This is a genomic window from Nocardioides panacisoli, from assembly GCF_039537325.1.
GTDB lineage: Bacteria > Actinomycetota > Actinomycetes > Propionibacteriales > Nocardioidaceae > Nocardioides > Nocardioides panacisoli.
On the sequence record NZ_BAABAH010000010.1, the window covers coordinates 27,621 to 46,266 of the forward strand.

13 protein-coding genes are annotated in these 18,646 nt (G+C 73.2%); 6 read left to right on the top strand and 7 right to left on the bottom strand.

The features are described 5' to 3' along the window. Window positions 1–52: 52 nt before the first annotated feature. Window positions 53–1,216 (bottom strand): 3-hydroxyacyl-CoA dehydrogenase NAD-binding domain-containing protein, encoded by a 1,164-nt coding sequence (locus ABD709_RS13895; protein ID WP_344776386.1) that lies wholly within the window; start codon window positions 1,214–1,216, stop codon window positions 53–55. A gap of 48 nt (window positions 1,217–1,264) precedes the next feature. Between ABD709_RS13895 and nucS the strand changes: the two genes are divergently transcribed. Further along, window positions 1,265–2,014, top strand: a complete 750-nt coding sequence (gene nucS, locus ABD709_RS13900; protein ID WP_425575138.1) for an endonuclease NucS — start codon at window positions 1,265–1,267, stop codon at window positions 2,012–2,014. A 7-nt stretch (window positions 2,015–2,021) separates the two neighbouring features. On the opposite strand, the gene ABD709_RS13905 is transcribed toward nucS, so the two are convergent. Continuing rightward, window positions 2,022–2,879, bottom strand: coding sequence for a helix-turn-helix transcriptional regulator (locus tag ABD709_RS13905; protein WP_344776390.1), 858 nt, complete (start codon window positions 2,877–2,879; stop codon window positions 2,022–2,024). A gap of 102 nt (window positions 2,880–2,981) precedes the next feature. Between ABD709_RS13905 and ABD709_RS13910 the strand changes: the two genes are divergently transcribed. Further along, complete coding sequence (locus ABD709_RS13910; RefSeq protein WP_344776392.1) at window positions 2,982–4,403, top strand: MFS transporter; 1,422 nt, start codon at window positions 2,982–2,984, stop codon at window positions 4,401–4,403. Here the strand turns inward: ABD709_RS13910 and ABD709_RS13915 are convergent. Further along, window positions 4,372–5,304, bottom strand: a complete 933-nt coding sequence (locus tag ABD709_RS13915) for an FAD-dependent oxidoreductase (protein ID WP_344776394.1) — start codon at window positions 5,302–5,304, stop codon at window positions 4,372–4,374. The two genes, ABD709_RS13910 and ABD709_RS13915, sit on opposite strands and share 32 nt — an antisense overlap. Window positions 5,305–5,323: 19 nt before the next feature. On the opposite strand from ABD709_RS13915, the gene ABD709_RS13920 reads away from it, so the two are divergent. Continuing rightward, complete coding sequence (locus ABD709_RS13920; RefSeq protein ID WP_344776396.1) at window positions 5,324–5,683, top strand: ArsC/Spx/MgsR family protein; 360 nt, start codon at window positions 5,324–5,326, stop codon at window positions 5,681–5,683. Here ABD709_RS13920 and ABD709_RS13925 read toward each other — a convergent pair whose 3' ends face one another. Beyond that, window positions 5,684–7,708, bottom strand: coding sequence for a protein meaA (locus tag ABD709_RS13925; protein WP_344776397.1), 2,025 nt, complete (start codon window positions 7,706–7,708; stop codon window positions 5,684–5,686). A gap of 68 nt (window positions 7,709–7,776) precedes the next feature. Further along, window positions 7,777–8,103, bottom strand: coding sequence for an STAS domain-containing protein (locus ABD709_RS13930; RefSeq protein WP_344776399.1), 327 nt, complete (start codon window positions 8,101–8,103; stop codon window positions 7,777–7,779). 132 nt (window positions 8,104–8,235) lie between these two features. On the opposite strand from ABD709_RS13930, the gene ABD709_RS13935 reads away from it, so the two are divergent. Then, window positions 8,236–8,811 carry a cob(I)yrinic acid a,c-diamide adenosyltransferase gene (locus ABD709_RS13935; protein ID WP_344776401.1) on the top strand — a complete coding sequence of 192 codons (576 nt, stop codon included), beginning with the start codon at window positions 8,236–8,238 and terminating at the stop codon, window positions 8,809–8,811. On the opposite strand, the gene ABD709_RS13940 is transcribed toward ABD709_RS13935, so the two are convergent. Continuing rightward, the gene (locus ABD709_RS13940; protein ID WP_344776403.1) at window positions 8,808–10,148 is read right to left on the bottom strand and encodes an ammonium transporter; all 1,341 of its coding nucleotides are present in this window, start codon (window positions 10,146–10,148) and stop codon (window positions 8,808–8,810) included. The two genes, ABD709_RS13935 and ABD709_RS13940, sit on opposite strands and share 4 nt — an antisense overlap. A 54-nt stretch (window positions 10,149–10,202) precedes the next feature. Further along, window positions 10,203–13,562: an ATP-binding protein gene (locus tag ABD709_RS13945; protein ID WP_344776405.1), complete on the bottom strand. Its 3,360-nt coding sequence runs from the start codon at window positions 13,560–13,562 to the stop codon at window positions 10,203–10,205. Window positions 13,563–13,665: 103 nt separating this feature from the next. Here ABD709_RS13945 and ABD709_RS13950 point away from each other — a divergent pair, with 103 nt between their 5' ends. Together ABD709_RS13950 and ABD709_RS13955 are read left to right on the top strand one after the other, a co-directional pair. After that, a complete protein-coding gene (locus ABD709_RS13950; RefSeq protein WP_344776407.1) occupies window positions 13,666–15,102 on the top strand; it encodes an FAD-binding oxidoreductase in 1,437 nt (478 codons plus the stop codon). 113 nt (window positions 15,103–15,215) lie between these two features. After that, the gene (locus tag ABD709_RS13955) at window positions 15,216–18,434 is read left to right on the top strand and encodes a DEAD/DEAH box helicase (protein ID WP_344776409.1); all 3,219 of its coding nucleotides are present in this window, start codon (window positions 15,216–15,218) and stop codon (window positions 18,432–18,434) included. Window positions 18,435–18,646 lie beyond the last annotated feature (212 nt).

The following is an 18,646-nucleotide window of genomic DNA, read 5'->3' on the forward strand; positions in this document are numbered from 1 at the left end:
ACGGCCCCGCACCGGACGGTGCGGGGCCGTTCGTCGTCCTGGCGGTGTCCGCTCAGTAGGTGTGGAAGCCCTCGCCGGTCTTGCGGCCGAGCTTGCCGTCGGCGACCAGCTTCTCGAGCAGCTCGGCGGGAGCGAAGCCGGGCTCCTTGAACTCGCCGTAGAGCTCCTTCTGGATGGCCAGGGAGACGTCGTTGCCGACAACGTCGAGCAGCTCGAACGGACCCATCGGGAAGCCGGCCTGCTCCTTGATCGCGGCATCGATCGTGTCGATCTCGATCCCCGACTCGTGCAGCTTGACGGCGTCGTTGAGGTAGGGGAACAGGAGGCAGTTCACGATGAACCCGGCCCGGTCCCCGCAGGAGACCGCAACCTTGCCGACGTTGGCGCACAGCGCCTTGACGGTCTCGTCGACGTCGGCCGCGGTGTCGTTGGTGGTGACGACCTCGACCAGCTTCATCACCGGCGCCGGGTTGAAGAAGTGCATGCCGATGACGGCCTCGGGCCGCGAGGTGGCCTCGCCCAGCTTGGTGATCGGCAGGCTCGAGGTGGTGGTCGCCAGGATCGCGCCCGGCTTGCAGATCCGGTCGAGGTCCCGGTAGAGCTCGGTCTTGAGGTCGAGGTCCTCGGCGATCGCCTCGACCACGATGTCGACGTCGCCGAGCGCCTCGCGCTCCACGGCTCCGGTCAGCCGGCCGAGGATCGCGTCCTTGCCGCCCTCGTCGAGCTTGCCCTTGGCGACCGAGCGGTCGAGGGTCTTCCCGATGTAGGCGAGCACGCCGTCGAGCTTCGCCTGGCTGCGGCCGACGAAGACCACGTCGTAGCCGCTCTGCGCGAAGACCAGCGCGATCCCCGAGGCCATGGTCCCGGTGCCGACCACTCCGACCCGGCTGATGTCCTGCTTGAACTCGGGGGCGACGGGCTCGCCGCCCGCGGCCTCCTCGGCGAAGGTCCGGCCCTCGGAGGCCAGCTTCTCGAGGAGGTCGGCCGGCTGGTGCAGGTGGTCGGTCGTCTCGGCGAACCGCTTGTCCAGCCCGTCCCGCACGGTGGCGGCACCCAGCTCGTCGATGGTGGCCAGCGGGCCCTTGGCATAGCCGCAACCGAACCGCATCGCCGCGTCGATGTCGGCTGCCGAGGCGTACGACGCCTCGTACATGCGCACCGCGTGGTTGAGGTACGGGAGCACCAGCGTGCTGAAGATCTGCTCGTTGGAGGTCATGGCGGCAGTGTGACATCGACGACGGGTCCTATCTACCGCCCGGTAACTATGCGAGACAGGTGGGCTGGGCCGAGGCGCCCCGCGGGGTCCCCGGTAGCCTCCGTGCTCGTGAGACTCGTCGTCGCGCGCTGCCAGATCGACTACGCGGGACGGCTGACCGCGCACCTGCCGATGGCGACCCGGGTGCTGATGATCAAGGCGGACGGGTCGGTGCTCGTCCACTCCGACGGCGGCTCCTACAAGCCGCTGAACTGGATGTCCCCGCCGTGCAGCCTCAAGGAGGCGACGGTCCTCGACGAGGGCGGCGTCGAGCGGATCGAGTGGACGGTGTGCGGGGCCAAGTCCGACGACACGCTCCGGATCCTGATCGAGGAGATCCACCACGACTCGAGGCACGAGCTCGGCATCGACCCGGGCTTGCAGAAGGACGGCGTCGAAAAACACCTGCAGGAGCTGCTCGCCGAGCACCCGGGCCACCTGATGCCGGGCCTGAGCCTGGTGCGGCGCGAGTACCCCACGGCGATCGGACCGGTCGACCTGATGTGCCGGGACCAGGACGGCGTGAGCGTCGCCGTGGAGGTCAAGCGCCGCGGCGAGATCGACGGCGTCGAGCAGCTCACCCGGTACCTCGAGCTGCTCAACCGCGACCCGCTGCTCGCACCGGTCCGCGGCATCTTCGCCGCGCAGGAGATCAGGCCGCAGGCGCGGGTGCTCGCCGGCGACCGCGGGATCACCTGCACGGTCGTCGACTACGACGCCCTGCGCGGACTCGACGACCCGACCGACCGCCTGTTCTGATCGGCTCCTAGACCGCGCGCAGCCGCTGCGCGGCGTCGTGCTCGACGAGCTGGCCGAGCCGGTCCCTCGTCGTCGAGTCGCGCGGCGAGTAGACCATCATCCGCGCGCCGCCGTTCTCGCCGACCTCGAAGCGGGTGACCTGCAGGTGCAGGTCACCGACCGGGCTGGTGAAGTCCTTGAGCGGCAGCGCCCGGTCGACGACGTCGTGCCGGCGCCAGATGGCGTCGAACTCCTCCGAGGCCTCGCACAGCCGCTGGACCAGGCCGGTCCAGAGCGGGTCGTCGACGTGCTGCGCCATCGCGGCGCGCATCGTGCCGACCAGGTGCGCCGCGGCGGTGTCGCGGTTCCCCAGGCAGAGGCCCTGCATGTAGGGGCTGGTGAAGAACAGCCAGAGCGTGTTCCGCTCTCCCGGCTCGACGGCGTCGAGGTCGCCCATCATCCGGTTGTAGGCACGGTTGTAGCCGAGGACGTCGTAGCGCGAGGACACGATCGCCGCGGGGAACGGATCGAGCTGGTCGAGCACGTCCTGGCCGCCGGCGGGCAGCCCGGGACACTGCGACGGCGGCGGCACGATGGTCACGCCGGCCAGCTGGAACAGGTGCCACCGCTCCTGGGAGTCCATCCGCAGCGTGCGGGCGATCGCCTCGAGCACCTGGACCGAGGCGTTGATGTCGCGGCCCTGCTCGAGCCAGGTGTACCAGGTCACCCCGACCCCCGCGAGGAGCGCGACCTCCTCCCGGCGCAGGCCGGGAGTACGGCGGCGCCCACCGGTCGGCAGCCCGACGTCGTCGGGGGTCAGCCGCTCGCGGCGGGTGCGCAGGAAGTCGGCGAGCTCGGTGCGCCGGCGGGACGTCGCGATGGACATGGCGTCGATCCTGCCACCGCTGGTGCCCGTTATCCAGGTGCTGGCGGTAACAGGATCACCAGGCACTCACCACCAGGATCACGATGGCCCCAGGATCTTCCCATGACCACCACGTCATCCAGTCTGCCGCGGGCCACCGACACCGCGGCCACCTCCGGCGAGCAACGGCTGCACCCGGTCGCGCTCACCGCGGCCCTCGGCGCCCTGATGGTGCCGATCATGTCGTTCTTCAGCGTCAACGTAGCCCTGGGCGAGATCGGCGTCGAGCTCGACGCCTCCCCCGGCATGCTCCAGCTCGTCGTCGGCGCGTACGGCGTCATGTACGCCTCCCTCGTCGTCATCGGCGGCCGCCTCGGCGACTCCTACGGCCGCAAGCGGATGCTGCTGGTCGGCCTCACCGTCTTCGCCGCCTGCAGCCTGGTCTGCGCCGCCGCGCAGTCCCCGCTCGAGCTGGTGGGTGCGCGCTTCCTCCAGGGCGTCAGCGCCGCCCTCGTCGCGCCCCAGGTGCTGGCCAGCATCCACGCGAACACCGAGGGTCAGGAGCGCACCCGCGCGCTCGCGTGGTTCGGCGCGACCGCCGGCATCGCGACGTCGCTGGCGTTCCTCGTCGGCGGCAGCCTGGCCGGCTCCGACCTCGGCTGGCGCTCGGTCTTCTGGATCAACGCGCCGCTGAGCGCGGTCGTGCTCGCCGCCGTGGCCCGGTGGCTGCCCGAGTCCAAGGCGCCCAGCCGCACGGCCCTCGACTGGCCCGGTGCGGGCCTGCTGTTCGCCACGATGACGCTGCTGATCCTGCCGCTCACCGAGGGCCGCGCCCTCGGCTGGCCGACCTGGACCTGGGTCTGCCTGGCGGGGGTCCCGGTGGCTGCGACGGCCCTGGTCGCCTGGCAGCGGCGGACCGAGCGGCGCGGCGCGCTCCCCCTCGTGCCGCCGAGCCTGTTCCGGTTCCGCAGCATCCGGGTCGGCCTGGCCGTGGCGACGCCGATGTTCGTGACCTTCGGCGGCTTCATGTTCATCTACTCCTACATGGCCGGGGCGCACGGCCTCACGCCGCTCGAGATCGGCGTCAGCCTGCTCCCGATGTCGGCGGCGTTCCTGGTCGCGTCGATCGCGGCCGGCCGGCTGGTCCCCCGGCTCGGCGCCTCGGTCCTCACCGTGGGGTCCCTCATCGGGGCGATCGGGTTCGCGTGGCTCCCGCAGACGATCCCCGGCCTCAGCACGATGGCCGCCTTCGACCCCGTCGACGTCGCGGTCCCCATGGCGCTGGCGGGCCTGGGCTTCGGCCTGGTGTGGTCACCGATCATGGGGATCGTGCTCAGCCAGGTGCCCGGCCACCTCGCCGGTCTCGGCGGCGGGCTGCTGATCACCGTCATGCAAGCCGGGCTGGGCTTCGGCTCCGCGGTCGTGGGCTCGATCTACCTCGGCTGGGGCGTCGCCGACGGGTTCGCGCGGACGGCGTACTTCCTCGCCGTGGCGATGGTCGCGGTCGCCGCCCTCACCCGGCTGCTGGTGGCCCGACGAGGCTGACCACCTCGTCGGCGCACCCCCAGCTCAGCGTGACGCCGGCACCCCCGTGGCCGTAGCAGTGCACCACGTCGCCGACCCGCTCGACCCGGACCTCGGGACGGGCGGGTCGCAGGCCCACCTTGTGCCGCAGCACCTTCGCTCCGGCCAGCTCCGGAACCAGCCGCGCTGCCCGGGCCAGGATGTCGTCGGCGGTCGCCGGGTCCGGCGTCCGGCTCCAGTCGCCGTGCTCCTCGGTCCCACCCAGCACGACGTCCGCCGCACGAGGGATGACGTACGTCGGCGTCGCGTCGCTCGTCGCCAGCCACCACCGGTCGAGGCCGACCTGCTCCACGACCACCACCTGGCCCCGCACGGGCACCACCGACAGATCACCGGCGAACAGCCGCGCGCCGAGCCCGGCGCAGTCGACCACCACGTCGACACCGTCGCCGGTCGCCGGCAGGCCCGACAGGTTGAGCCGGGTCAGCGTTCCGCCGAGCTGCTCGAGACGGGCGGCGAGCCACTCGAGGTGGACCGGCATGTCCACGACGGGTGCCGTCACGGTCCACCCGTCGACGTAGCCGGCCGGGAGCCGCGTCTCCCGGGCCAGGCCCGGCACCGCGTCGCGCCACCACGGGTCGGGTGCGGGCGCGGGGAAGACCTCCGTCCCCTCGCGCAGGACGACCCCGGTCGCTGCGTCCTCCGCGAGCGCGGTGAAGACGTCGAACGAGCGCGCCGCCCAGCCGGTCACCTTCTCCTGCGGACCGGCGAGATAGGGGTACCAGAGCCCGCCCGCGACCGCCGAGGTCGTCTCGCGCGGGAGGTCGCGGGCCACCACGTCCACGCGGTGCCCGGCCTCGGCCAGGCGCACGGCGCTGGTCAGGCCGATCACGCCCGCCCCGACGACGATCACCCGCGCCATGCGTGGAACCCTAGTTCCTGTGATCGAGATCTGGCTGAACCCCGCCTGCTCCAAGTGCCGGACCGCCCAGGCCGAGCTCGACGCCGCCGGGGTCGAGTACGCCGTGCGCCGCTACCTCGACGAGCCGCCGACCGTCGCGGAGCTCGAGGACGTGCTCGCCCGACTCGGCCTGGAGCCGTGGGACATCGCCCGTACGGCGGACGCGGCCGAGCTCGGCGTCGCGCTCCCCACCACGGACGAGACCGGTCGCCGGGCCTGGCTGGAGCTGATGGTCGACGAGCCCCGGCTCATCCAGCGCCCGATCCTGACCGCCACGGACGGCACGACCGTCGTCGGCCGCGACCCGGAGTCGCTGGCGAGGGTGATCTCCGCCGGCTGATCAGTCGAGGCCGTTGGCCCGGCGGATCACCCGGACGATGCCGCCCATGATCTCGGTCAGGCCGAAGTCCTTCGGGGTGTAGACCGCGGCGACGCCCATCTCGACGAGCTTCTTTCCGTCGGAGTCGGGGATGATGCCGCCGACGATGACCGGCACGTCGCCCATGCCCTGCGCCCTGAGGCCCTCGAGCACCGCCGGGACGAGCTCCATGTGCGAGCCGGACAGGATCGACAGCCCGACGCAGTGCACGTCCTCGGCCACCGCGGCCGCGACGATCTGCTCGGGGGTGAGCCGGATGCCCTGGTAGATGACCTCGAACCCGGCGTCCCGGGCACGCACGGCGACCTGCTCGGCGCCGTTGGAGTGTCCGTCGAGGCCGGGCTTGCCGACGAGGAGCCGCAGCCGGCCCCCTGGATTGCCGGAGAGCTCCTCACCGGTCTTGCGCACGGCCTCGCGCACGGTCGTCAGCTCGGCGCCCGCCTCGGCGACGCCGACCGCGCCGGACACACCGGTCGGGGCACGGAACTCGCCGAACACCTCGCGCAGCGTGCCGGCCCACTCCCCCGTCGTCGCGCCCGCACGGGCCGCGGCGAGCGTCGCCTCCATCAGGTTGACGCCGCTCTTGGCGTCCTCCGCGAGCCTGCGCAGCGCCTCGTCGACCCGGGCCTGGTCGCGCTCGGCCTTCCACGCCTCGAGCGAGGCGATCGCCGCCTCCTCCGCCTTCGGGTCGGCGGTCATGATCGCCTCGTCGAGGTTGGCGGTCAGCGGGCTGGGCTCGGTCGTCTCGTACTTGTTGACGCCGACGATGATCTCCTCGCCGGCCTCGATCCGTCCGCGGCGGGCAGCGTGGGAGGAGACCAGCTCCTGCTTCATGTAGCCGGAGTCGACGGCGGCGATCGCGCCGCCCATCGCCTGGACCCGGTCGATCTCGGCCTTGGCGCCGTCGACGAGCTCCTTGACCTTGGCCTCGATCACCGGCGAGCCGTCGAAGATGTCGTCGTACTCCAGCAGGTCGGACTCGAAGGCCAGCACCTGCTGCAGCCGGAGCGACCACTGCTGGTCCCAGGGCCGCGGGAGGCCGAGCGCCTCGTTCCAGGCGGGCAGCTGGACGGCCCGGGCACGCGCCTTCTTGGAGAGCGTGACGCCCAGCATCTCCAGCACGATCCGCTGGATGTTGTTCTCCGGCTGCGCCTCGGTCAGGCCCAGGCTGTTGACCTGCACGCCGTAGCGGAACCGGCGCATCTTGGGGTCCTGCACGCCGTACCGCTCGCGGGTGATCTCGTCCCAGAGCTCGACGAAGGCGCGCATCTTGCACGTCTCCTCGATGAAGCGCACGCCCGCGTTGACGAAGAACGAGATCCGGCCGACGACCTTCTCGAAGTCCTCCTCGCTGACCTGGCCCGAGTTCCGCACCTGGTCCAGGACCGCGATCGCGGTGCACATCGCGTAGGCGATCTCCTGCACCGGCGTCGCGCCGGCCTCCTGGAGGTGGTAGCTGCAGATGTTGATCGGGTTCCACTTGGGGATCTGGTGGACCGTGTAGGCGATCATGTCGCCGATCAGCCGCAGCGAGTGCTCCGGCGGGAACACGTAGGTCCCGCGCGAGAGGTACTCCTTGATGATGTCGTTCTGGGTGGTGCCGGCGAGCTTCGCCGCGACCTCCTCCGGCGTCGCCCTGCCCTCGGGCACGCCGCCCTGCTCCTCGGCGACGACCTGGTACATGGCCAGCAGCCACATCGCGGTGGCGTTGATCGTCATCGAGGTGTTCATCTCGTCCAGCGGGATCTGGTCGAAGAGCTTGCGCATCTCGCCCAGGTGCGGGACCGGCACGCCGACCTTGCCGACCTCGCCGCGCGCGAGCGGGCTGTCCGGGTCGTATCCGGTCTGCGTGGGCAGGTCGAACGCGACGGACAGGCCGGTCTGGCCCTTGGCGAGGTTGGTGCGGTAGAGCGCGTTGGACGCCTCGGCCGTGGAGTGGCCGGCGTAGGTGCGCATCACCCAGGGGCGGTCCTTCTGGACGGTCATAGGGCGAAGCGTAGGCGGATTGCTACCGGTAGGTAACGCCGTGGTCGTGTGGGGTTGTCCACACCCGGCTAGGCCGGCTGGGGCTCGTTCTCGAGCTCCACCGCACGGATCAGGTGGCTCAGGTGGAGCATCCGCCGGACCGAGGGGCACGCGCCGCGGAGCACCATGCGCCGGCCGGAGCGGGCCGCGGTGCGGCTGGCCACGGCGATGACCCGGAGGGCGACCAGGTCGACGTGGTCGACCTCGGTGAGGTCGATCGCCACGGCCTGCTCGGGGTGCTTCGAGACGTAGTCGCAGTGCAGATGGTCGTAGATCGCGCTGCGCACCTCACCCGACGTGCGCGCGTCGAAGTCACCGACCAGCACCAACGTGGGGCCTTCGTTCTTGATGTCCATCGCTGCTTCCCTCCCCTCCGCGCCAGTACTCGGGGGTTCTCTCATCCGTTACCCACGATGACGCGCCGCAGCCCCGAAAGGTTGCCTTGCCGGCCCGGCGAGTCTCCGCGGGGCACCTCTACGCTCTGCTGCATGGTCAACCTCACCCGCATCTACACCCGCACCGGCGACGCCGGCGAGACCCGGCTCGGCGACATGAGCGTGACGTCGAAGACCGACCCGCGGCTGGAGGCGTACGCCGTGGTGGACGAGGCCAACGCGCACATCGGCGTGGCGCTGGCGACGGGTGGGCTCGAGGAGGACGTCGTCCAGGTGCTGGTGCACGTGCAGAACGACCTCTTCGACGTCGGCGCCGACCTGTGCAACCCGGTGACCGAGAACCCCGAGTACCCGCCGCTCCGCGTCGAGCAGGAGTACGTCGACCGCCTCGAGAGGTGGTGCGACCACTACAACGAGGAGCTGCCCAAGCTGCGCTCGTTCATCCTCAACGGCGGCACACCTGCGGCCGCCCACCTGCACGTCGTGCGCACGGTGGTCCGGCGGGCCGAGCGCGCCGGCTGGGCCGCCTGGGCCGAGCACGGCGAGACGATGAACAAGGTCGCGATCACCTACCTCAACCGGCTCTCGGACCTGGTCTTCATCCTCGCCCGCTACGCGAACCGCGAGCGCGGCGACGTGCTCTGGGTGCCGGGAGGCGAGCGCTCCTAACCGTGGTGGCCGCCGCCGAAGTGCGGCCGGCCGCCGGAACCGCCGGCGATGTGCAGGTCGTAGGCGGTCTCGGCGTGCACCACCAGGTCCAGGCCGGAGGCCTCGTCGTCCTCGTGCACCCGGAACCCGAGGGTCCGCTCGAGCACCCACGCGATCGCCGCGGTCATCGTGAACGAGAAGACCAGGGTGACCCCGGCGGCGACCAGCTGCTTGCCGAGCTGGTCGAGCCCGCCGCCGAAGAACAGGCCGTCGACCGAGGTGACGCGGGTCGAGGCGAGCAGCCCGATGAGGATCGTGCCGACCAGGCCGCCGACCAGGTGCACGCCGACCACGTCGAGCGAGTCGTCGTACCCGAGGCGGTACTTGAGCCCGACCGCCAGCGCGCAGACGGCGCCCGCCACGGCGCCGATCAGGAGGGCCCCGAGCGGCTCGACGTGGCCGCAGGACGGGGTGATGGCGACCAGGCCGCTCACCGCGCCCGACGCCGCGCCGAAGGACGTCGCGTGGCCGTCGCGGATCCGCTCGACCGCGAGCCAGGCGAGCAGCCCGGTGCAGCCCGCGAGCAGCGTGTTGACGAACGCGACCGCGGCCAGCTGGTTCGCCGCGAGCGCCGATCCTGAGTTGAAGCCGAACCAGCCGAACCACAGCAGCCCGGCGCCCACCATGACCAGGGTCAGGTTGTGCGGCTTCATCGGGTCGCGCCCGAACCCGAGCCGCGGCCCGAGCACGAGCGCGGCGGCGAGACCGGCGGCGCCGGAGTTGATCTCCACGGCGGTCCCACCGGCGAAGTCGAGGGCACCCAGGTTGTTGGCCATCCAGCCGCCGACGTGGTCGCCGCTGGAGAAGTCGAAGATCCAGTGCGCGACCGGGGCGTAGACCACCAGCGTCCACACCACGCAGAAGACCAGCCAGGTGCCGAACCGGGTCCGGTCGGCGATCGCGCCCGCGATCAGCGCCACGGTGACCACGCCGAACAGGCCCTGGAAGACGGCGAACAGGATGGTCGGCACCGTCGCGGCCGGGTCGGCCCCCAGCATGTCGTCGAGGCCGAGGTGCTGCAGCGGGTCGCCCACCAGCCCGAGACCGACGTCGTCGCCGAACGCGATCGAGTACCCGACGACGACCCAGACCACCGCCACCACGGCGAGCGCGCCGAACACCATCATCATCATGTTCAGCACGCTGGTGGAGCGCACCATGCCGCCGTAGAAGAACGCCAGCCCGGGCACCATCACCAGCACCAGCGCGGCGGACGCCAGCAGCCACGCGGTGTCCCCGGCTGCGGCGCCGGTCGAGACGGTCGATGCGGTCGAGACGTCGGCGACAGCGAGGAGCATCGCACCAGGGTCGGGGCCCGGCGTTGCAGCCAGGTAACACCGATGCCCCACGTGTTACGGGCGCGTAAACACGTCCTCGAACCAGCCGGAGACCGCGGGCAGGTCCCACTCCTTGACCAGCCGGTCGGCGTCGTCGGCGTGCCGCTCGGCGAGGCGCGGCCGACCCGCGGCCGCCGCCGCGAGCGCGAGGTAGCAGTCGACCGGCGCCATCACCATCGCGGCGCCGACGGCGCAGGACCGGCCGGCGTACGGCGACAGCTGCGCCAGCGCCCGCTCGGCGAGGTCGGCATCACCGAGGTGGGTGGCGAGCTCGGCCGCCATCCCCCAGAGGTAGAGGGTCAGCTGGGTCTCCTGCTCCGGCGGTGCGCCGTGCTCGGCGTACAGCTCACGGGCGGCATCCCGCTCGCCGGCGCGCCAGCGGTGGACGGCGAGCGGAACCGCGAACGGGTAGCCGTCCGCGAGCAGCGCCTCGAGGACCGGAGCGCCGTCCGCGGTCCGGCCGTCCCAGAACGCCGTCACCGCCTCGGCCACCGCGATCGCCGGGCCGAGGGTGCCGTGGTCGATCCGGTCCTCCATCTCGCGCAGTCGCTGCAGGTTGGCCGCGCAGTCCTCGGCGCGCCCGGCCATCGCGAACCAGGAGGTCTCCAGACCGGTGAGCACCATGTCGCCGTAGGTGATCCGCGTGCGCTCCGCCTCGGCGCGGGTCAGCGCGAGCTGCTCCCTCATCTCCGCGGGACGGCCGAGCTCGCCGAGGACGGCCGCGCGGAGCGTGCCGCAGACGACACCGACCCGCTCCGCGCCGATCCGGTGCGCGAGGTCGACCGCCTCGGAGATGCCGACGAGCCGGTCCTCGGCCGTGGACGGCACCCAGCGGGTCATGAACGCGGTCTGCTGGGCGGAGATCAGCAGCTCCGGGTCGCCCAGCCGCCGGGCCATCGCGAGCGCCTCGAGGAGGGTCGGGTCGTCGGCCGCGACGGCCGACTCGTCGGCGGCCTCGATCGCCAGCGCGAGCAGCACCCGGCAGCGCAGCTCGCCGTCACCGGGGGGCAGCCGGTCGAGGCTGCCGCGCAGGGCCCCCACCACGACCTCGTTGGTCTCCCCCGGCGGCGCGGACCGCCACAGCACGTCGTAGGCGACCGACTGGGCCGCCCGCGCGACCGCCTCGGGGTCGCGCAGCCGCTTCCCGATCGCGATCGCGCGCTCGGCGGTCGCGATCAGGGCCTCGTGCTGGGCACACCAGCGGTAGGCGTCGACCAGGTTCATCAGCACGCCGTAGCGCTCGCGGTCGGTCGCCTCGGGATCGAGGTCCATGCTCCGCAGCGCACCCTCGAGGAGCTCGGCCTCCTCCTCGAACTCGTAGAGCAGCTGCGCGCGCTCGGAGGCGGCGATCGCAGCGCGCCAGGCCCGGCCGGCGTGCGCGGGCCCGGCCCGGCGCCAGTGCCGGGCCACCTCCGACTCGCTGCCGGGTGTGCGCTCGAGCACGGCGGCCACCTTGGCGTGCTCGCGGGCGATCCGGCTGGCGGGGACACCGTCGCAGAACCGGTCGCGGACCAGGGCGTGCGTGAACGCGTAGCGGTCGATCCCACGCTCCCGCAGCACCCCGGCCGCGATCGCCGGCTCGACCACGTCGAGCGCGTCGTCCTCGTCGAGGCCCGCCGCCCGGGCGAGGATCCCCAGCTCGAAGGAGCGACCGATCACCGCGGCCGTGCGCAGCGTCGCCCGGGTCGTGTCGGGCAGCCGGGCGAGCCGGCGGTCCAGGACGTCGTTGACGGCCGTCGGCGCCTCGCCGTGCAGGAGGTCGACGCCGCCGCCGCGCTCGCTGGCGAGGCGCGCGAGCTCGACGAGGAAGAAGGGATTGCCGTCGGTCCGCTCCAGCAGGAGCTGCGCGATCCCCGCCCCCGCCTCGGCGCGGGGCCCGGCGACCGCCTCGAACACGGTCTGCACGTCGCGACTGCCCAGCCCGTGCAGGTCGGCGCGCACCGCGTGCCTGCGCCCGAACGCCTCGGCGACGTCGGCGAGCGCACCCGTCGGCGCCGGGTGCGTGCGCCAGGTCCCGACGACGAGGAGCCGCTCCTCGTCGGCAGACTCCAGCAGCAGCCGCAGCACGCGCAACGTGCTGGGATCGGCCCAGTGCAGGTCGTCGAGGAGTACGGCGACCGCCTGCTCGCGCGCCGCGGAGCGCACCGTCTCCGCGATCCGCTCCCAGGCGCGGAACCGGCCGCCCTCGTCGTCGCCCGCCGCGGCCACCAGCTCGATCAGGTCGACGCCGAGCCCCTCGAGCACCGACTGCCAGGGCCACAGCGGTGGGGCGCCCTCGTCCTGGGAGCACCGGCCGATGAGCACCTGCACCCCGCGACGGCGCGCCTGGAGCAGCAGCTCCGCCGAGAGCCGGGACTTGCCGATGCCCGCCTCGCCGGTGAGCACCGCGAACGCCGCCGTGCCCGCCTCGGCCTCGGCCAGCGCGCCGAGGAGCGCCGCGAGCTCGGCGTCGCGTCCCACCATCGGCCACGGCGCGACGCGGTTGCGCTCGTCGACGACCGGGTCCGGCGGGGGCCGCTGCGGGACGGTCGGCGCGGCCGGCCCGGCCGCAGCCGGCGCCACCCACTCCAGCCGCTCGTCCTGCCGGAGGAGCGCGGTCTGCAGGTCGCGGACCTCGGCCGACGGCTCGATCCCGAGCTCCTCGTCGAGGACGTCGCGGAGCCGCCGAAGCACCTCCAGCGCGTCGGCCTGGCGGCCGGACCGGGCGAGGGCGAGGGCCCGCAGCGCCCAGAGCCGCTCCCGCAACGGGTGGGCGGCGGTGAGCGCCTCGAGCTCGGCGGCCACCGGGCCGTGCTCGCCGAGCGCGAGCGCGGCGACCGCGCGGTCCTCCAGCGCGACGAGCCGCAGCCCGTCGAGCCGGGTCCGCTCGGCCACGGCCGCGTCCGCGTCGCCGAGGTCGGCGTACGGGGTGCCCCGCCAGCGGCCGAGCGCCTCCTCGAGCAGCGCCCGCGCGTCCTCCAGCTGTCCCCGGTCCAGGTCGTGCGCGCCCAGTCCGGAGAGCGGCTGGAGCACCCTGTGCACCCGGCTCGCCTCCTGCTCGAACCGGTGCGCGTCGACGCGGTCCTCGGGCACCCGCAGGGCGTACCCCGGGGTGGCGGTGACCAGGACGGTCGCCGGCGTGCGCGGGGCCCGATCGGGCTCGATGACGCGCCGGAGGCCGGAGACGTAGGCCTGCAGGGTGCCGGTCACGCCCGGGGGCGCGTCGTCGCCCCAGAGCTGGTCGACAATGCCGTCCACCGAGACCGGCCAGCCACGCGCGAGCACCAGGCTCGCCACGAGAGCACGCTGCTTGGGCGTGCCCAGGTCGAGCGGCGCGCCGGCACGGCGAACCTCCAGCGACCCGAGCACGCAGACGTCGAGGTCCGCCGCTGACACAGGGCGACCTTAACCGTCCCAAGTCGGCTCCAAGTCCGTATCAAGCAGGTCGGTGGACGGTCTCCCCATCAACGACAAGCCCACCACCGGCCGAGGAGCCAGCATGACCATCGAGAGGGAACTTCTCCCCACCACCACCACCGACACCGTCGCCGCCGGCCACGCCCTGCGCGGCCTGCTGGGCGACCGGGTCGTCCTCCCGGGCGACGCCGCCTACGACCAGGCCCGCACCCCGTGGAACTTCGCCGTCGACCAGCGCCCCGCCGCGGTCGTCGTGCCCCGCTCGGCGGCCGAGGTCGCCACCGTCGTCCGGATGGCGGCCGAGACCGGTCTGCGGGTCGCGCCGCAGAGCACCGGCCACAACGCCGGCCCGCTGGCGGCCCAGGGCCTCGACGACGTCGTCGTCGTCCGGCTGCACGACATGACCATGGCCGTCGCCGACCCGGTCCGCGGCATCGTCCGCGTCGAGGGCGGCGCGACCTGGGAGCCGGCCGTCCTGGCCGCCGCGGCCCACGGCAAGGCCGTCCTGCACGGCTCGTCGCCCGACGTCGGCATCGCCGGCTACAGCCTCGGTGGCGGCATCGGCTGGTACGCCCGCAAGCTCGGCCTCGCCACCAACAGCCTGACCGCGGTCGAGCTCGTCATCGCCGACGGCACCCTGGTGCGCGCCGACGCCACGCACAACGCCGAGCTGTTCTGGGCGCTGCGCGGCGGTGGCGGCAGCTTCGGCGTGGTGACCGCGCTGGAGTTCAAGATGTACGACGTCCCGGACGCCTACGCGGGCTTCCTCATCTGGGACCTCGCCGACGTCGAGCCCGTGCTGCGCGAGTGGGCGGCCTGGGCGCCGCACGCGCCGGAGGACATCACCACCTCCTTCCGCGCCATGCGGCTGCCGGACATGCCGGACATCCCCGAGGGCATGCGCGGCCGCCGGATCGCGATCATCGACGGAGCCGTTCTCGGCTCCGACGAGCGCGGCGCGGAGCTGCTCGCCGGTCTGCGTGCGCTCGAGCCGGAGATCGACACGTTCGGCCGGATGCCGGCGCCTGCGCTGACCCGGATCCACATGGACCCGGAGGGCGGCGCGCCGTTCCAGTCCGACGCCGCCATGCTCGACGCGTTCCCGTCGGCCGCGATCGACGCGTTCCTCGGGCAGGTCGGCCCGGACGCCGAGAGCTCGCTGCTGCTCGCGGAGCTCCGCCAGCTCGGCGGCGCCCTGGGCCGCCCGCACCCCGGTGGCGGCGTCCTGGCGCAGCTCGACGCACAGTTCGTCGCGTTCGCGGGCGGCATGGCCGCGACGCCGGAGATGGGTGCCGCCGCGCACCGCGACGCGGTCCGCCTGACCGACGCCCTGGCGCCGTGGGCCAACGGCCGGCACTACCTCAACTTCAGCGAGAACCAGGTGGACACCCGGTCGGCGTACGCCCCCCGGGCCTGGCGGCAGCTCACGGGCATCCGCTCCGCGGTGGACCCGCACGGGCTGTTCGCCGCCAACCACCCGGTGCCGCGGCTGTTCGAGAACGGCGAGGCGACCTCGTGATCGGGAACCTGCGCCGCCCCGTCCGGGATTGACGGAGGGCTGACGGACGACGGGCCCGGGGCTGTGGAAGAGGCCCCGGGCCTGTCGTATGCCCGTGGAACGATGGCCGGACCATGACGATCCTGGCCGCGCTCACCGACGAGTTCCTGGAGGAGCACTTCTCCCCCGAGACGCTCGAGCGCGGCGAGACCTACCGCGACCGGCTCGACGGGCCGCCCGAGATCGGGCAGCTCACCGCGTCGGCCGTCACCGCGACGGCCTACGTCGTCGGCACCCGCCCGGCGCCCTACCACGTGCAGCTGCACGCCGAGGTCGGCCGGCCGACCGGCCGCAGCCGTACGGCGCCCCGCGGCTGGCTGTTCACGCTGTGCACCTGCCCCGTGCGGACCATGTGCAAGCACGGGGCCGCGGTGGCGCTCTCGCTGCGGGCCGGCCACGTCGACAGCGCCACCGGCAACGACTGGGAGCGACGCCTCGGCGCGCTGCTCGACGACCTGGCCGTCGAGGGCGGTCCGGCCGAGCCGATGTCGCTCGCCCTGCAGCTCAGCCTCGACGACCACACGGGGCGGCACCGCGGGGTGCCGACCCTCCGCGTCCGGCCGTTGCGCCGCGGCGCCCGCGACAACTGGATCAAGACCGGCGCCGAGTGGTCCGACGTGCCCGGCGGCATCGTCGGGCGGGCCTACGAGCCCGCGCAGGCCGACGCGATCGGGGCGCTGCACTCCGCGCTGCAGGCGCACCGCGGCTACTTCTCCGCCGGGCTGGCGCCGGCGCTCGACCAGTTCGGGCCGCGCGCCGTCGAGCTGCTCCGCGCGGCCGCGGCGGCAGGCATCCCGCTGCTGCCGCAGGAGCCATTGCGCGAGGTGCTGCTGCGTCCCGACCCGGTCGGGCTGGGCGCCGACCTCACCGCCACCGAGGGCGGCACCCGGCTCACGCTCGGGGTCGACGTGGACGGCCGGCTCCGCAGGGGTGACGACGTGCTGCTGATGGGGCTGCCGCCGCTGCTCGTCGGGCTGGTCGACCGCCTCGGCGCGGACGGTGCCGGCGCGGGCCTGACGGTGACGATCGCGCCGATCGCAGGCGCGGTGCCGCGGGCCGCGCGTGACCTGCTCGACGGGCCACCGATCGACGTGCCCTCCGACGACGTCCGGGCATTCCTCGACCGGCTCTCCCCGGTCCTGAAGCGCCTGTCGGTCCGCTCCTCCGACGGTTCGGTCGACGTGCCCACCCCGGTCGAGCCGGTCCTCCTGGTGACCGTCACCTGGCTCGGCCCGACCGACGCCGACGTGCACTGGGAGTGGCGCTACGGGCAGACCCAACGGTGCGACCTGCGCAGCCACGACCGCCTCGGGGGCCTGCGCGACCGCGCAGCCGAGCGGAAGATCCGCGAGCAGGTGCCGGCCGAGCTGCTGGGCCGCGACGAGGTGACCGGCGGCGACGCGCTGGCGTTCGCGCTGCACGACGTCCCGTTCCTGGAGGGGCTCGACGGCGTCGAGGTCGTGCAGGAGGAGCGGCCCGACTTCCGCGAGGCGGAGGAGGACGTCGAGATCAGCTTCGGCCTGGTCGAGCCCGACCCCGACGGCGCAGACGTCGAGGACAGGCACACCGACTGGCTCGACCTCGAGGTGACGATCACGGTCGAGGGCGAGCGGGTCCCGCTGCCCGCCGTGCTCGCGGCCCTGACGCTGGGTCACGACTACCTGGTGCTCTCGAGCGGCCTCTACATCTCGACGGACCGGCCGGAGTTCGACCGGTTGCGCGAGGTCGTCGAGGCCGCCGGCGAGCTGCGTGAGGTCGACGGCGACCGGATCGGCGTCGGCCACCACGACCTCGGCGTGTGGGCGCAACTGGCCGAGACCGGGATCGTCGACGCCCAGGCCGCGGAGTGGGTACGCCGTGCCGAGGCCCTCCGCTCGCTCGAGACGCTCCCCCGCCCCGAGCCGCTCGGGATCACGACCGAGCTGCGCTCCTACCAGCGGGAGGGCTTCTGGTGGCTCGCCTTCCTCTACGAGAACGGCCTCGGCGGGATCCTCGCCGACGACATGGGACTCGGGAAGACGCTGCAGGTGCTCGCGCTCGTGCAGCACGCCGTCGCACGCGGGGACGGCCCGTTCCTCGTGGTCGCGCCGACGTCGGTCGTCTCGGCGTGGGCGCAGGAGGCCGAGCGGCACGGGCCGTCGCTGCGGATCGGCGTCGTGCAGCGCAGCAGCGACGACCTCGCCGCGATCGCCGCCGGCTCCGACGTGGTGCTGACGACCTACGCCCTGCTCCGGCTGGGCGGCGCTCGCTACGCCGGCGTGCGGTGGGCCGGCCTGGTTCTCGACGAGGCACAGCAGGTGAAGAACCACCAGAGCAAGACCTACGCGGCGGCCAGGGCGGTCGCCGCACCGTTCCGGCTCGTGGTCACCGGCACCCCGTTCGAGAACCGCCTGATGGAGCTGTGGTCGCTGCTCTCGATCGCCGTCCCCGGCCTCTACCCGTGGCCGCGGCAGTTCAACGAGCGGGTGGTGCGCCCGATCGAGAAGGGCGCCGACCCGCTGGCGCTCGAGCGGTTCCGCCGCCGGATCCGGCCTTTCCTGCTGCGCCGCACCAAGGAGCTCGTCGCCGACGACCTGCCGCCCAAGCAGGAGCAGGTCCTCGACGTCGTCCTGGGGCCGAGGCACCGGAAGCTCTACGACACCCACCTGGCCAAGGAGCGGCAGCGGATCCTCGGCCTGGTCGAGGACTTCGACCGCAACCGGGTCGCGATCTTCAGCGCGCTGACCAAGCTCCGCCAGCTCGCGCTCGACCCGGCGCTCGTCGACGACGCGCACGAGGGGGTCGGCTCGGCGAAGCTCGACCTGCTCGTCGACCATCTCGCCGAGATCACCGACGAGGGTCACCGTGCGCTGGTCTTCAGCCAGTTCACGTCCTTCCTCGGCCGGGTCCGCACCCGCCTCGAGGCCGAGGGCATCGAGACGGCGTACCTCGACGGCTCGACCCGCGACCGGCCCACCGTGATCCAGCGGTTCCGCGAAGGCTCGGCGCCGGTGTTCCTGATCTCCCTCAAGGCCGGGGGCGTCGGCCTCACCCTGACCGAGGCCGACTACGTCTTCGTCCTCGACCCGTGGTGGAACCCCGCCGCCGAGGCCCAGGCCGTCGACCGGGCGCACCGGATCGGCCAGACCGAGCACGTGCACGTCTACCGGATGGTCGCCACCGACACCATCGAGGACAAGGTCATGGAGCTCAAGGCCCGCAAGGCCGAGCTGTTCGGCCGGGTCATCGACGGCGACGGTGCCCTCAGCACCGCCATCGACGCCGAGGACATCCGCGGCCTGTTCGACGAGTGACCCCCGCCCGGAACCCCTCCGGTGCCCCCGCTGCCGCGCTGCCGCGGTGCCGCCGCCGACGAATCATCACGGTATGCAGGCGAGTCGCCGCTTCCCGGGCGGAGCTCCGCGGGGGAAGCGGCGACTCAGCTGCATACCGTGGTGATTCGGCCGCCGGCAGGCCCGCCGGACCGGGGCTTTACGCGCCATGACGACCGGTGGCACGCTCGCCG